Source organism: Pseudoxanthomonas beigongshangi (genome assembly GCF_016820515.1).
Classification (GTDB): domain Bacteria; phylum Pseudomonadota; class Gammaproteobacteria; order Xanthomonadales; family Xanthomonadaceae; genus Pseudoxanthomonas_A; species Pseudoxanthomonas_A beigongshangi.
The window spans coordinates 13,110-27,022 of sequence record NZ_JADHDV010000014.1 but is presented as its reverse complement, the minus strand read 5'-3'; the positions used below and the strand labels follow the sequence as shown (position 1 = coordinate 27,022).

11 protein-coding genes are annotated in these 13,913 nt (G+C 67.2%); 6 read left to right on the top strand and 5 right to left on the bottom strand.

Annotated features, from left to right (window positions below):
* Positions 1 to 24: 24 nt before the first annotated feature.
* Complete coding sequence (gene aptA, locus IQ458_RS11780; RefSeq protein ID WP_183637871.1) at positions 25 to 1,401, bottom strand: omega-aminotransferase AptA; 1,377 nt, start codon at positions 1,399 to 1,401, stop codon at positions 25 to 27.
* Between the two features lie 443 nt (positions 1,402 to 1,844).
* Here aptA and IQ458_RS11775 point away from each other — a divergent pair, with 443 nt between their 5' ends.
* Positions 1,845 to 2,393 carry a cupin domain-containing protein gene (locus tag IQ458_RS11775; protein WP_183637868.1) on the top strand — a complete coding sequence of 183 codons (549 nt, stop codon included), beginning with the start codon at positions 1,845 to 1,847 and terminating at the stop codon, positions 2,391 to 2,393.
* A gap of 59 nt (positions 2,394 to 2,452) precedes the next feature.
* Complete coding sequence (locus IQ458_RS11770) at positions 2,453 to 3,955, top strand: aldehyde dehydrogenase (protein WP_203322919.1); 1,503 nt, start codon at positions 2,453 to 2,455, stop codon at positions 3,953 to 3,955.
* Positions 3,956 to 4,099: 144 nt separating this feature from the next.
* On the opposite strand, the gene IQ458_RS11765 is transcribed toward IQ458_RS11770, so the two are convergent.
* The gene (locus tag IQ458_RS11765) at positions 4,100 to 4,384 is read right to left on the bottom strand and encodes a hypothetical protein (RefSeq protein WP_203322918.1); all 285 of its coding nucleotides are present in this window, start codon (positions 4,382 to 4,384) and stop codon (positions 4,100 to 4,102) included.
* Positions 4,385 to 4,717: 333 nt separating this feature from the next.
* On the opposite strand from IQ458_RS11765, the gene IQ458_RS11760 reads away from it, so the two are divergent.
* The gene (locus IQ458_RS11760) at positions 4,718 to 6,001 is read left to right on the top strand and encodes an MFS transporter (protein ID WP_183637860.1); all 1,284 of its coding nucleotides are present in this window, start codon (positions 4,718 to 4,720) and stop codon (positions 5,999 to 6,001) included.
* 113 nt (positions 6,002 to 6,114) lie between these two features.
* On the opposite strand, the gene IQ458_RS11755 is transcribed toward IQ458_RS11760, so the two are convergent.
* From IQ458_RS11755 to IQ458_RS11745, 3 genes are all read right to left on the bottom strand, one after another.
* Positions 6,115 to 6,576, bottom strand: a complete 462-nt coding sequence (locus IQ458_RS11755) for a bacteriohemerythrin (protein WP_141456210.1) — start codon at positions 6,574 to 6,576, stop codon at positions 6,115 to 6,117.
* 98 nt (positions 6,577 to 6,674) lie between these two features.
* The gene (locus IQ458_RS11750; RefSeq protein ID WP_203322917.1) at positions 6,675 to 7,964 is read right to left on the bottom strand and encodes an NAD(P)/FAD-dependent oxidoreductase; all 1,290 of its coding nucleotides are present in this window, start codon (positions 7,962 to 7,964) and stop codon (positions 6,675 to 6,677) included.
* Positions 7,961 to 9,355: a glutamine synthetase family protein gene (locus IQ458_RS11745; RefSeq protein WP_203322916.1), complete on the bottom strand. Its 1,395-nt coding sequence runs from the start codon at positions 9,353 to 9,355 to the stop codon at positions 7,961 to 7,963. Before IQ458_RS11745 ends, IQ458_RS11750 begins: the two co-directional genes overlap by 4 nt.
* A 209-nt stretch (positions 9,356 to 9,564) precedes the next feature.
* On the opposite strand from IQ458_RS11745, the gene IQ458_RS11740 reads away from it, so the two are divergent.
* The 3 genes from IQ458_RS11740 to IQ458_RS11730 all read left to right on the top strand — a co-directional run bounded on the left by IQ458_RS11740 (position 9,565) and on the right by IQ458_RS11730 (position 13,846).
* On the top strand, positions 9,565 to 10,344 hold the full coding sequence (locus IQ458_RS11740) for a gamma-glutamyl-gamma-aminobutyrate hydrolase family protein (protein ID WP_183637851.1): 780 nt from the start codon (positions 9,565 to 9,567) through the stop codon (positions 10,342 to 10,344).
* Between the two features lie 43 nt (positions 10,345 to 10,387).
* A complete protein-coding gene (locus tag IQ458_RS11735; RefSeq protein WP_192199428.1) occupies positions 10,388 to 11,779 on the top strand; it encodes a glutamine synthetase family protein in 1,392 nt (463 codons plus the stop codon).
* Positions 11,780 to 12,481: 702 nt separating this feature from the next.
* Positions 12,482 to 13,846, top strand: coding sequence for an aspartate aminotransferase family protein (locus IQ458_RS11730; RefSeq protein WP_183637845.1), 1,365 nt, complete (start codon positions 12,482 to 12,484; stop codon positions 13,844 to 13,846).
* The last annotated feature ends 67 nt before the right edge of the window (positions 13,847 to 13,913 follow it).

Below are 13,913 nucleotides of genomic sequence, written 5' to 3'. Positions count from 1 at the left end.
GGAACTGGGAACTGGAGCAGGGGATCAGGCAGTGGTGCGGATGATATCGGCCAGGGTGGCGAAGATGCGATCGATGTGGCCGCGCTCGGCGATGAGCGGCGGCGACAGCGCGATGACGTCGCCGGTGACCCGGGTCAGCAGGTTGCCCTCGTGGAAGGCGCGGTTGAACACGTCGTAGGCGCGGGCGCCCGGCGCGCCGGCCCGCGGCACCATCTCGATGGCGCCGACCAGGCCGAAGTTGCGGATGTCGGCGATGTTGGGCAGTCCGCGCAGGCCGTGGATGGCGTCTTCCCAGTAGTCGCCCAGTTCCAGCGAGCGCTCGAACAGGTTCTCTTCCGCATAGGTGTCCAGCGTCGCCAGCGCGGCGGCGCAGGCCAGCGGATGGCCGGAATAGGTATAGCCATGGAACAGGTCGATGGCGTTGTCCGGACCGTGGGTGAATACGTCGTGGATCTTCTCCGAGACGAACACGGCGCCCATCGGTACGCAGCCGTTGGTCAGGCCCTTGGCGGCGGTGATGATGTCGGGAGTGACGTCGAAGCGCTGCGCGCCGAATGCGCGGCCCAGGCGGCCGAAGCCGGTGATGACCTCGTCGAAGATCAGCAGGATGCCGTACTTGTCGCAGATCTCGCGGATCCGGCGCAGGTAGCCATCCGGGGGGATGATCACCCCGGCCGAGCCGGAAATCGGTTCGATGATCACCGCGGCGATGGTGGAGGCGTCGTGCAAGGCGACCATCCGCTCCAGATCCTCGGCCAGTTCGATGCCGAACGGCGGCAGTCCGCGCGAGAACGCGTTGCGCTCCAGGTCCAGCGTATGGCGCAGGTGATCCACGCCCGGCAGCAGGCTGCCGAACCACTTGCGGTTGTTCGGCAGGCCGCCGACGGAGATGCCGCCGAAACCAACGCCGTGATAGGCCTTCTCGCGCCCGATCAGGCGGGTGCGCTGGCCCTCGCCACGCGCACGGTGGTAGGCCAGCGCGATCTTCAGCGCGCTGTCGACCGATTCGGATCCGGAGTTGGTGTAGAAGACATGGTTGAGATCGCCCGGCGTCAGCTCCGCCAGCCGCTCGGCCAGCACGAACGGCAGCGGCGAGCTCATCGAGAAATTGGGCGCGAAATCGAGCGTCTCGATCTGCTTCTTCACCGCCTCGACGATGCGCGGCCGCGCGTGGCCGGCGTTGCAGCACCACAGACCCGAAGTGGCATCGAGAATCTCGCGGCCATCGACCGAGCGGTAATGCATGCCGGAGGCGCTGGCGAGCAGGCGTGGCGCCGCCTTGAACTGCTTGTTGGCGGTGAACGGCATCCAGAACGCATTGAGCGATTCCGGCGCCTGCAGGGCCTGGGTCTCGTAGAAATCCGCCAGTGCGCGGGAGGAGGAGGGGGCGTCGGCGCTCATGGCGGCTCCTGGCTGCGGGGGTAGGGCCGCAGCTTACCGCGTTGAATAAACTTTACAACTGCCGTTGGTAGCCCCGATGGCGGTTCGGGAGCCCTTGAAGCAAAGGCAACGGCTTTCGCGCCTGCGGGCGCGAGTCACTTTCTTTGCTTGTGCAAAGAAAGTAACCAAAGAAAGCACACCCCCTCAGGCGCCGCCCGACCCGCTGCGCGGGCCGGGTTCGCAGTCCAGGCGGGCATTTCGGGAAGGCACATCCCTGTGCCTGCCCGAAACGGCGCGCGTCCTGCGCGCCGCCCCTTCGGGGTATTCGCCCGCCCGGCCTGCCGGCTTCACGGGGGACCGAAAGGCAGGAGCAAAGGCAAAAGCGCGTGCGGCCAATCAAATTGACGCCCTCCTCACCGGGTGTAAAGTATCCGCAACATCCGCCACCGGTACGCCCACGGGAAATGGACATCGGCGCCCGCCTGCAACTGGTCCGCAAATCCAAGCACCTCAGCCAGCGCGAGCTGGCCAAGCGCGTGGGCGTCACCAACAGCACCATCTCGCTGATCGAGCAGAACAAGGTCAGCCCCTCGGTCAGCTCGCTGAAGAAGGTGCTGGACGGCATTCCGATCTCGCTGGCCGATTTCTTCACCCTGGACCTGGAAGCCGGCCTGCCGGACAACCCGTTCTACGGCGTGGAGGATCTGCCGGACGTGGGCAGCAATGGCGTGCACTACTTCCTGGTCGGGCAGCACCGCCCGCAGCGGCAGATGTGCATCCTGCGCGAGGTGATGCCGGCCGGCACCGATACCGGCGAGACCATGCTGCGCCACGACGGCGAAGAGGGCGGGGTGATCATCGCCGGGCAGGTCGAGGTGACCGTCGGCGACCAGGTCCGCGTGCTCGGCCCCGGCGAGGCGTACTACTTCGAGAGCCGGGTGCCGCACCGTTTCCGCAACGTGGGCGAGGGCGATGCGGTGATCGTCAGCGCGAACACGCCCGCCACGTTCTGATTCCATCGCCGTCGCCCGCGCGGCGACGGTATCGCACCCCCTTCCCCCAGGAGCCGACGATGAATGCACCCCGCACCCGCGAAGACTGGCTGGCGATGGCCGCCGGTCTGTCCATCCGCAGCCAGGCCTTCATCGACGGCCGTTACGTGGACGCGGCCAGCGGCAAGACCTTCGACTGCGTCAGTCCGATCGACGGGCGGGTGCTGGCGAAGGTGGCCGAGGGCGGAAGCGAGGATATCGATCGCGCGGTGGCGGCGGCGCGACGCAGTTTCGAGACCGGCGCCTGGGCCAACGCGAAACCGACCCACCGCAAGAAGGTGCTGCTGAAATTCGCCAGGCTGATCGAAACGCACGGCGATGAACTGGCGCTGCTGGAATCGCTGGACATGGGCAAGCCGGTCACCGATGCGCGCCAGGTGGACGTGGCCGCGACGATCCGCTGCGTGAGCTGGACCGGCGAGGCGCTGGACAAGGTGTACGGCGAAATCGCCGCGACCGGCCCGGACGAACTGGGCCTGGTGACCCGCGAGCCGCTGGGCGTGGTCGGCGCGATCGTGCCGTGGAATTTCCCGATGCTGATGGCGGCGTGGAAATTCGCGCCCGCGCTGGCGACCGGCAACTCGATCGTGCTGAAGCCTTCGGAAAAATCGCCGCTGAGCGTGCTCCGGCTGGCCGAACTGGCGATGGAGGCGGGCATTCCCGCCGGCGTATTCAATGTGGTGCCCGGTTTCGGCAAGGAAGCGGGCGAACCGTTGGCGCTGCACATGGACGTGGACGGGCTGGTGTTCACCGGCTCCACCGCGGTCGGCAAGCGCCTGTTGCAGTGCGCCGGCCTGTCGAACATGAAACGCGCCTACATGGAGTGCGGCGGCAAGAGCCCGAACCTCGTGTTCGCCGACGCGCCGGATCTGGACAAGGCGGCCGAGGCCGCGGCCGGCGGCATCTTCTACAACCAGGGCGAAGTCTGCACCGCCGCCTCGCGCCTGCTGGTGGAGCGCGCGATCAAGGACGAGTTCGTCGCCCGCGTGGTCGAGGCGGGACGGAAGATGCAGCCGCGTCATCCGCTGGACCCCGGCGCGCCGATGGGCGCGATGGTGGACGAGAGCCAGACCAACCGCGTGCTCGGCTATATCGAGAAGGGCGTGGCCGAAGGCGCCAGGCTGGTGCTGGGCGGCGGGCGCGCCGAGGTGGTGTCCGGCGGCTGCTACATCGAACCCACGGTGTTCGACGGCGTGGCCCACGAGCACACCATCTCGCGCGAGGAAATCTTCGGCCCGGTGCTGTCGGTGATCGCCTTCGACAACGAGGAGCAGGCGCTGCGCATGGCCAACGACACCGAATACGGCCTGGCCGCCGGCGTCTGGACCCGCGACATCGCCCGCGCCCACCGCGTCGCCCGCAAGCTGCGCGCCGGCAGCGTGTGGGTGAACTATTGGGACGGTGGCGACATGACCGCACCGTTTGGCGGCTACAAGCAGTCCGGCAACGGCCGCGACAAATCGCTGCACGCCTTCGACAAGTACACCGAGATCAAGGCGACCTGGATCAATCTGGCGGATTGATACGGCCAAAAACATGTTTCCCTGTGGGAGCGACGTGAGTCGCGATGCTTTTGTTCCGGAACACGGTAGATTCGCGGGCTTTCGCGACTCACGTCGCTCCCACAAGGAAATTTTCGCGGACCACGGTCGCGACTCACGTCGCTCCTACAAGTCGGCTTCGTCGGGGGTGAACGGGCGATTCGTGCGCGCGGCATCGGGCAGTTGCCGATCCAGCGATTGCCGGTAGCGGATGCAGCCGCGCAGGAACTGCGGCCAGTCGGGGACCTCCGGTTGCGGATCGCTTTTCTCAGGCAGCAGGCCCCACAGCGCCGGATGGTGCCAGCACAGGTCGTGGCCGGTGCTGTCGCGGTGCTCGCGGATGCCGGCGCGCAGGCGGCGTACTTCGGCGATCAGTTCGTCGCGCGAAAGGGTGTCCAGGTCCTCATCCATGGTCGGGCTCCTGCATGAAGGGGAACGCGACGAGGATCGCATGAATGCGGGGAAGGAATGTTGCTGGCCCGGTGGGATGGCGCCAAGAGCAAGCGCTTCACAACCGCCGAATGGCGGGTCATTCCCCCGTCGCCTGCTTCGCAGGTGCCCGCCCCCTTTTTCAAAGGGGGCAAAAGCGGCAAAGGGGACCGGGGAGGATTCGCCTTTTGCGCCAGAGGCAAGCCAATCGAACCGCTGATCCTCCCCCTTTGTAAAAGGGGGATCGAGGGGGATTTGCCTTTGCTCCCCACCCGGATCTGCCAGAATCGGACCGTCACCCCCTTCCACGCCTCCATGACCGCCACCGCCGTCGCCGATCCCGCCTTGCCGGGCAACTCGCCCCGCCGCGTCCTGTTTGCCAGCCTAATCGGCACCACCATCGAGTTCTTCGATTTCTACATCTACGCCACCGCGGCGGTGCTGGTGTTCCCGAAACTGTTCTTCCCCGAGGGCGACGCCGGGGCGGCGACGCTGCAATCGCTGGCGACCTTCGCACTGGCGTTCTTCGCACGACCGGTCGGTTCGGCGATATTCGGCCACTACGGGGACCGGATCGGCCGCAAGGCGACGCTGGTGGCCGCGCTGCTGACGATGGGCCTGTCTACCGTCGCCATCGGACTGCTGCCGACCTACGCAAGCATCGGCATCTTCGCGCCGCTGCTATTGGCGCTGTGCCGGTTCGGCCAGGGCCTGGGGCTGGGCGGCGAATGGGGCGGCGCGGTGCTGCTGGCCACCGAGAACGCGCCGCCGGGCAAGCGCGCCTGGTACGGCATGTTCCCGCAACTGGGCGCGCCGATTGGCTTCCTGTGCTCGACCGGCATCTTCCTGCTGCTGACCGAATTGATGACCGACGCGCAGTTCCTCGCCTGGGGCTGGCGCATCCCGTTCCTGGCCAGCGCGGCGTTGGTGATCGTCGGCCTGTGGGTACGCCTGCGCATCACCGAGACACCGGATTTCCAGAAGACCCTGGACCGCGACGAGCGCGTGCGCCTGCCGATGATCACCGTGTTGAAGCAGCATCCACGCGCGCTGTTGGCCGGTACCTTCGCGGCGATGGCGACCTTCGTGCTGTTCTACCTGATGACGGTGTTCGCGCTGAGCTGGGGCACCTCGCGGTTGGGCTACTCGCGCGAGCAGTTCCTGTTGCTGCAGATGGTCGGCGTGCTGTTCTTCGCCATCGGCATTCCGGTGGCCGCACTGTATGCGGATCGACGCGGACGGCGGCGGGCGATGATGCTCGCCAGCGTCGCGATTTTCGCGTTCGGGCTGGCGTTCGCGCCGCTGTTCTCCTCCGGCAGTGCCGGCGGCGTACTGCTGTTCCTGGCCCTGGGCCTGGGCATCATGGGCCTGACCTACGGCCCGTGCGGCACCATCCTGGCGGAGATGTTTCCCACCGAGGTGCGCTATACCGGCGCGTCGCTGGCCTTCAACCTGGCCGGTATCTTCGGCGCGTCGCTGGCGCCCTACGTGGCGACCAAGCTGGCCGAACAGTTCGGCCTGGCCTACGTGGGGTATTACCTGTGTGGTGCCGCGGTGCTCACCTTGCTGGCGCTTTGGCTGATGCCGCGTTCTCGTTGAGGGGAGTGGTTTGGCCGGGCATGGCGCAGTGGAGCGAGGCCGGCGTGTAACGCCGAGCTTGCTCGGCGGGCTGCGTCCGAAGCCGCTGGCCGGTCAGCGGAGCAAACGCCGCCTCACCGGAACAGCCGCTTGAGGGTGCGGCCCAGCCAGCCGCCTTCCTGGTGCTCGCGGGCGAACAGGTTGAGGTGGTGCTTCACCGCGTCGGCGTAGTCCTTGTCGTCGCTGCGGATGTGGTTGTACAGCCAGCGGGCGAGCATGGAACGCAGCTCGTCGCCGATGTCGTCGCCGGCTTCGAAGCGCATCCGGTATTCGCCCACGCGCTTGGCGAACAACTGATGCACGCGCTTGTGCGCGGCCGAGAACGGATAGCCGGCCTCCTCCATCAGCTCCTCCTCGAAGGCGAAGTGGGAGAGGGTGTAGTCGACCAGTTCCTCGATCACCTCGGCCACCGCGATCCGTTCCATCGAACGGTTGGCGATGTGCAGGCGGTTGATCATCTCGACGATGCGGCGGTGCTGGGCGTCGATCACGTCCACGCCGGTGTTGAGGTCGTCCTGCCAGACGAGTAGGGCCATGTCGGTACTTCCCGCACGCCGGGGTGTGCGTGCCTGGAAATACTCTAGGAAGGACCCGTCCACCGGGCATTGATTCCGATCAAACCGGCGGGAAATCCCTACCAGAGCGCATCGCGCAGCTTGTACCAGGCCATCGCCGCCACCAGCATCGGCGTGCGCAGCAGGCGGCCGCCGGGGAACGGGCGGTGCGGAATACGGGCGAAGGCGTCCAGGCGTTCGGCCTGGCCACGGATGGCGTCGGCGATGACCTTGCCCGCCAGGCTGGTGGACGCCACCCCGTGGCCACTGAATCCCTGGGCGAAATAGACATTGGGTGCCAGCCGGCCCCAGTGCGGGGCGCGGTTGAGCGAGATGTCGACGTAGCCGCCCCAGACGTACTCGATGTCGACATCGGCCAATTGCGGGAAGACCCGCCGCATCCGTCGCGCCATGGTCCCGCGCAGGTTGGGCGGGGGCAGGGTGGAATAGCTGGCGCGGCCGCCGAACAGCAGGCGGTGATCGCGGCTCAGGCGGAAATAGTCCAGCGCCCAGTTCACGTCCGCCACCGCCATGTCATTGCGGATCAGGGCGCGGGCGCGTGCCTCGCCCAGCGGCGCGGTGGCGCCGATGTAGGTGCCGACCGGCATGATCCGCGATTCCAGTTCCGGCGCGACGCCGCGCAGCCAGGCATTGCCGGCCAGCACGGCGAACTCGCAGCGGACCCGCCCGGCGTCGGTATGCAGGACCGGCGCGGCGCCACGTTCCAGCCGGACGACCCGCGAATGCTCGAAGATGCGCACGCCCGCCGCCAGCGCCGCGCGGGCCAGCCCGAAGGCGTATTCGAGCGGATGCAGATGGCCGCTGAGCGGATCGTAGATGGCGCCGAGATAGCGATCGCTGGCCAGTTGCGCGCGCAGTTGTTCGCGGTCCCACCATTCCATGGGGTAGTCGTAGTGCTCGGCCATGTGCGCCTGCCAGCGCTTCAGCGCCTGTTCCTGGCGCGGCTTGATGGGCACGCTGGTGTGCCCGTCGCGCCAGTCGCAGGCGATGGCGTGGCGATGGATGCGATCCCGCATCAGCGCCATGCCCTCGCGCGAGAAATCGAACAGGCGGCGCGCGTCGGCGCGCCCGACCAGTCGTTCCAAGGTGTCCTGCTCGCAACCATAGCCGACGATCGCCTGGCCGCCGTTGCGGCCACTGGCGCCCCAGCCGATCCGCTCGGCTTCCAGCACGATCACGCGATAACCGGCCTCGGCCAGCTCCAGCGCCGCCGACAGGCCGGTATAGCCCGCGCCGAGGATGCACACGTCGGCCTGCAGTTCGCCCTCCAGCCGCGGCTGCGGCGGCAGCGGCGCGGCGCTGGCCGCGTACCAGGACGGCGGATAGGCGGCGGTGTCGCGCCGGCTCATACCGACCGCAGGTACCAGTCGTACTCCAGGTCGGTGACCTGGGTATTGAAGCTGCGCATCTCCTTGAGCTTCTGCTGGCCGTAGATGTGCCGGAACGACGTACCGAACCATTCGGCGACGAACCCGCTGGCGAGGAAATCGTCGATGGTGTCGCGCCAGAACGGGGTCAGGTTCTCGGTCTGCTCGTAGGCGTTGCCGGTGATCGGCGGGCCGGGGTCGAAGCCGTTCTCGATGCCGTGCAGCATCCCCGCCAGCACCGCGGCGGTGACCAGGTAGACGTTGGCGTCGGCGCCGGCGATGCGATGTTCGACACGTGTGTTGGCCTCGCCGCCGTGCGGGATGCGCATGGCGACGGTGCGGTTGTTGTAGCCCCAGCAGGTATTGAGCGGCACGAATGCGTTGAGCACGAAGCGCCGGTAGCTGTTGGCGTTGGGAGCGAACAGCAGCAGGCAGTCGGCGGCGCTGCGCTGCAGGCCGCCGATGGCGTGGCGCAGCGCGTCGGCCGGCTGTCCGACCGGCGAGGCGAACACGTTCCGGCCCTCGCCATCCAGCACGCTGACGTGGATGTGCATGCCGCTGCCGGCCTGATCGACCAGTGGCTTGGCCATGAAGCTGGCCAGCGCGCCCTGCTGCTGGGCGATCGCCTTGATCGCGCGCTTCAGGTAGATGGCGTCGTCGCAGGCCAGCAACGCGTCGTCGCGGTGCTTGAGGTTGATCTCGAACTGGCCCGGTGCGTATTCGGCGACGGCGGTGTCGGCGGGAATGCGCTGGGCGCGGCAGGCGGCGGCGACCGCGTCGGTGAAGCCGCGGTAATCGTTGAGGTCTTCCATGTAGTAGACCTGCGTGCTGCGGTTGGGCGCGCCGGTGGCCGGATTGCGCGACGCCACCGGACGGCCGTCGGCGTCCGGGCGCTGTTCGAACAGGTAGAACTCCAGTTCCACCGCCACCACCGGCGTGAGCCCGCGCGCGGCGTAGCGCGCCAGCACGCGCCGCAGCACCTCGCGCGGATTGGCCTCGAACAGGCCGCCGGCCGCGTCCTCCATCGCCAGCAGCAGTTGCGCCATCGGCCGCGGTGCCCATGGCACGGATCGCAGCGAACCCGGCACCGGCCGGCAGATGCGATCCTCGTCGCCGATGTCGTAGCCCAGTCCGGTCTCCTCCACCGTGTTGCCGGTGATGTCGGTGGCGATCAGCGACATCGGCAGGCACACCCCGTCGGCGTAGACCTTGTCCAGCGCGTCGCGGGTGATGCGCTTGCCGCGCAGCAGGCCGTTCATGTCGGGAAGGATGAGGTCGATCAGTTCGCAGCCGTCGATGCCGCGCAGGGTGGCGGCGTCGTCTTCGGGAAGGCCCGGGACGGCAGTCGATTCGGGGTGGGAAGGGAGGTTCATGCAGGCGCTCCGGAAGGCCGGTGGCAGCTTAGCAGAGGAGGTGCGTTGTCAAGAATACTCAACGACACTCGCGGCCTCATACCCCGAAAACGCCCGAAACCGGTGCTGCTGCGCACCATTACGGGGCGCACGGGCGCTGATTCGCCCCCTGTGTTGTAAAAATAAAACGGCCGGGCTAAGGTGGCTCCAAGCCATCCCGAGCCCCCTGCATGACCAGCCAGCCGCTGGTCGGCCTGCCGACCGATCACAAACAAATCGGCGCGCATCCCTTCCTCGCGGTCGGGGAGAAGTACATCCGCGCGGTGGTCGACGGCGCCGGCGCGATGCCGGTGCTGCTGCCCACCCTGGACCCGGCGTTGCCGCTGCGCGAGTTCCTGCGCGGCGTCGACGGCATCCTGCTGACGGGCTCGGTCAGCAACATCGAACCGCATCACTACAGCGACGAATCCAGCTACGAAGGCAACCTGCTGGATCCGCGCCGCGACGCCACCAACCTGGCGTTGATTCCGCTGGCGATGGACATGGGCGTGCCGCTGCTGGCGATCTGCCGCGGCTTCCAGGAAGTCAACGTCGCCCTGGGCGGCAGCCTGTACCAAAAGGTGCACGAGCAACCGGGCTTCATGGATCACCGCGAACGCCCGGACGATCCGCTCGACGTCCAGTACGGCCCCGCGCACGACGTCGCGCTGGCGCCGGACGGCCTGCTGGCGCACTGGGCCGGCGTGGAACGGGTGAAGGTCAATTCGCTGCATGGACAGGGCGTGCGCCGGCTCGGCCGTGATCTGATCGTGGAAGCCACCGCGCCGGACGGGCTGATCGAAGCTTTCCGCCACGCCGGCCCGGGCTTCCTGCTCGGCGTGCAGTGGCATCCGGAATGGCGGGTCGCCGAAAACCCGTTCTACCTGTCGATCTTCCAGGCGTTCGGAGCCGCCTGCCGGGAGCGCGCCGAACGGCGCGCGCGGGAACGCCCGCCGCCCCGCGCGGCGTGAAGCGATTGCGTCCTTCCCGTTCCCCTCTCCGAACCGTAATCCCATGAGCCAGAAAAAGAACTCCCGAAAACAGACCACGCCGCAGCAGGCCGAAGAGAGCGCGCTGCGGCGCTGGCTGAAGGAACGCCGCATCACCGAGGTCGAATGCCTGGTGCCGGACATCACCGGCAACGCGCGCGGCAAGATCATTCCCGCCGACAAGTTCTCGCACGACTACGGCACCCGCCTGCCGGAAGGCATCTTCGCCACCACCGTCACCGGTGATTATCCGGACGACTATTACGAACTGACCTCGCCGTCGGATTCGGACATGATGCTGCGCCCGGATCCGGACACGGTGCGGATGGTGCCGTGGGCGGCCGATCCCACCGCGCAGATCATCCACGACTGCTACACCAAGGCCGGACAGCCGCACGAACTGGCGCCGCGCAACGTGCTGCGGCGGGTGCTGGCCGAGTACGAAAAGGCCGGCCTGCGACCGGTGGTCGCGCCGGAGCTTGAATTCTTCCTGGTGCAGAAGAACACCGACCCGGATTTCCCGCTGCTGCCGCCGGCCGGCCGCTCCGGGCGCCCGGAGACCGCGCGCCAGTCGTACTCGATCGACGCGGTCAACGAGTTCGACCCGATCCTCGATCTGATGTACGACTACTGCGAAGCGATGGAGCTGGACGTGGACACGCTGATCCACGAATCCGGCGCGGCCCAGCTGGAAGTCAACTTCACCCATGCCGGGGCGATGGCGCTGGCCGACCAGGTGTTCCTGTTCAAGCGCACCATGCGCGAGGCGGCGATGCGGCACGGCGTCTACGCCACCTTCCTGGCCAAGCCGATGGAGAACGAGCCCGGCAGCGCGATGCACATCCACCAGAGCGTGGTGGACGCGAAGAAGGGCCACAACGTGTTCACCGGCAAGGATCCGGGCAAGTTCAGTCCGGTGTTCGGGCACTACCTGGCCGGCCTGCAGAAGTACGTGCCGATGGCGATGGCGTTCTTCGCGCCCAACGTCAATTCCTACCGCCGGCTGATGTTCGGCGAAGTCTCGCCCAGCAACGTGCAGTGGGGCTACGACAACCGTACCTGCGGCCTGCGCGTGCCGATGGACACTCCGGAGAACATGCGGGTGGAAAGTCGCTTCGCCGGTTCCGATGCCAATCCCTACCTGGCGATGGCCGCGACCCTGGCCTGCGGCCTGCTGGGCATCCGCGAGAAGCTCAAGCCGACCGCGCCGACCGCCGGCAGCGCCAAGGAAATCGGCTACGACCTGCCGCGTTCGCTGGGCGAGGCGCTGGACGGGCTGGAAGCGTGCAAGCCGCTGCAGGAGATGCTGGGACCGCGGTTCGTGCGGGCGTATGTGTCGGTGAAGCGCAAGGAGTACGAGACCTTCTTCCGCGTGATCAGTTCGTGGGAGCGGGAATTCCTGTTGTTGAACGTCTGAGTGTTCATGGTGCGAGATTTTTTGGGTTGCCGTAGAACGCATGTCCGGGCGCTGGCGCGGCGGAGCGCCCGTTCGCTTGCGGCGCACGCGCTGCCGCGGGCGTCACTTTTCTTTGCTTGTGCAAAGAAAAGTAACCAAAAGAAACACACCCCTGGCGGCGTGCCCTTCGCTTCGCGAAGGGTTCGCAATCGTTCCGGGAATTTTCGGAAGGGGCATCCTGCCCCTGCCGAAAACGGCGCACGTCCTGTGCGCCGCCCTGCGGGTTTGACCCGGCCCGCTTGCCACGCCTTAACGGGGGCCCGGGAAGCAAAAGCAGGAGCAACGACAACAGCGGTGGCGTTCAAGCATTCGCCCGCCTTTGCTTGTGCTCCTGCCTTTGCTCCGGGGGCCCCTTCCGCAGCGGTGGCGACGGTGGGTAAACCCGAAGGGCGCCGCGCACGACGCGCGGCGTTTTGGGCAGGCACAGGGATGTGCCTTCCCAAAATTCCCGCCGGCGACACGGACCCCGACGGCGTAGCCGTTGGGGCGCGAAGGCCGGGGTGTGCTTTCTTTGGTTACTTTCTTTGCACAAGCAAAGAAAGTGACGCCCCGCGGCGAGCGCGCCATGACGAATCGTCGGTAGCAATCCTGCGCGGCAGCGCCCGCTCACCATCCGCATGCGCCTGAGCGCAGATCCCACAAGAACACCGTCCCGGAGTCCCCATGGAACACCTCGACATCCGCACCCTCCAGAAACTCGACGCCGAACACCACCTGCACCCCTTCAACGACAACGCCGCCCTGGCCAAGAAAGGCACCCGCATCCTTACCCGCGGCGAGGGCTGTTATGTATGGGACGCCGAAGGCAACCAACTGCTCGACGCCTTCGCCGGCCTGTGGTGCGTCAACATCGGTTACGGGCGCAAGGAACTGGGCGAGGTCGCGTCGAAACAGATGACGCAACTGGCGTACTACAACAGCTTCTTCCAGTGCACCACCGAGCCGACCATCGAACTGGCGGCCAAGCTGGCCGAACTGGCGCCGGGCGACATCAACCATTCCTTCTTCGTCAATTCCGGTTCCGAGGCCAACGACACCATTCTGCGGCTGGTGCGGCACTTCTGGGCGGTGCAGGACCAGCCGCGCAAGAACATCTTCATCGGTCGCCACGACGGCTACCACGGCACCACCATGGCCGGTGCCAGCCTGGGCGGCATGAAGGGCATGCACAAGCAGGGCGGGCTGCCGATTCCGGACATCCACCACATCGATCCGCCGTTCTGGTTCGCCGACGGCGGCGAGCTGTCCGAGGACGAGTACGGTCGGGTCGCGGCGCGCCGGCTGGAAGACAAGATCCTGGAGCTGGGGCCGGAACGGGTCGCCGCCTTCATCGGCGAACCGATCATGGGCGCCATCGGCGTATACATCCCGCCGCGCACCTACTGGCCGGAAATCGAACGCATCTGCCGCAAGTACGACGTGCTGCTGATCGCCGACGAGGTCATCTGCGGCTTCGGCCGCACCGGCGAATGGTTCGGCTCGCAATACTTCGGTTTCCAGCCGGACATCATGCCGGTGGCCAAGGGCATCACCTCCGGCTACATCCCGCTGGGCGCGGCGATGTTCAACGACCGCGTGGCGAACGTGCTCAAGGCGCAGGGCGGCGAGCTGGCGCATGGCGCCACCTATTCCGGCCATCCGGTGTGCGCGGCGGTGGCGCTGGAGAACATCCGCATCCTGCAGGAAGAAAAGATCGTCGAACGGGCCAAGAGCGAGATCGCGCCTTATCTGGCGCAGCGCTGGGCCGAGCTGGGCGAACACCGGCTGGTCGGGCAGGCGCGCATCGCCGGCCTGGTCGGGGCGCTGGAACTGGTGCCGGACAAGGGCGGGCGCGGGTTCTTCCCGGATCGCGGTTCGGTCGGGGTGATGTGCCGCGACTTCGCCCTCAAGCGCGGCTTGATCCTGCGCGCCACCTGGGATGCGATGTTGCTGTCGCCGCCGCTGGTGATCACCCGCGATCAGGTCGACGAACTGTTCGACAAGGCCTGGAAGGCGTTGGACGACACCGCCCAGGCGCTGGGCCGCTGACGGTGGGAACGCCGGCCCGTCAACGGGTTCCCAGGCGGGTGGCGGGGCGTATCATGTCCGCCATCAC

Bases quoted from the DNA above. Each gene is read 5' to 3' on its own strand.
- IQ458_RS11755 (WP_141456210.1), bottom strand. From the start codon at position 6,576: ATGGCCCTACTCGTCTGGCAGGACGACCTCAACACCGGCGTGGACGTG.
- IQ458_RS11775 (WP_183637868.1), top strand. From the start codon at position 1,845: ATGGACATCGGCGCCCGCCTGCAACTGGTCCGCAAATCCAAGCACCTC.
- IQ458_RS11735 (WP_192199428.1), top strand. From the start codon at position 10,388: ATGAGCCAGAAAAAGAACTCCCGAAAACAGACCACGCCGCAGCAGGCC.
- IQ458_RS11745 (WP_203322916.1), bottom strand. From the start codon at position 9,355: ATGAACCTCCCTTCCCACCCCGAATCGACTGCCGTCCCGGGCCTTCCC.
- aptA (WP_183637871.1), bottom strand. From the start codon at position 1,401: ATGAGCGCCGACGCCCCCTCCTCCTCCCGCGCACTGGCGGATTTCTAC.
- IQ458_RS11770 (WP_203322919.1), top strand. From the start codon at position 2,453: ATGAATGCACCCCGCACCCGCGAAGACTGGCTGGCGATGGCCGCCGGT.
- IQ458_RS11730 (WP_183637845.1), top strand. From the start codon at position 12,482: ATGGAACACCTCGACATCCGCACCCTCCAGAAACTCGACGCCGAACAC.
- IQ458_RS11765 (WP_203322918.1), bottom strand. From the start codon at position 4,384: ATGGATGAGGACCTGGACACCCTTTCGCGCGACGAACTGATCGCCGAA.
- IQ458_RS11750 (WP_203322917.1), bottom strand. From the start codon at position 7,964: ATGAGCCGGCGCGACACCGCCGCCTATCCGCCGTCCTGGTACGCGGCC.
- IQ458_RS11740 (WP_183637851.1), top strand. From the start codon at position 9,565: ATGACCAGCCAGCCGCTGGTCGGCCTGCCGACCGATCACAAACAAATC.
- IQ458_RS11760 (WP_183637860.1), top strand. From the start codon at position 4,718: ATGACCGCCACCGCCGTCGCCGATCCCGCCTTGCCGGGCAACTCGCCC.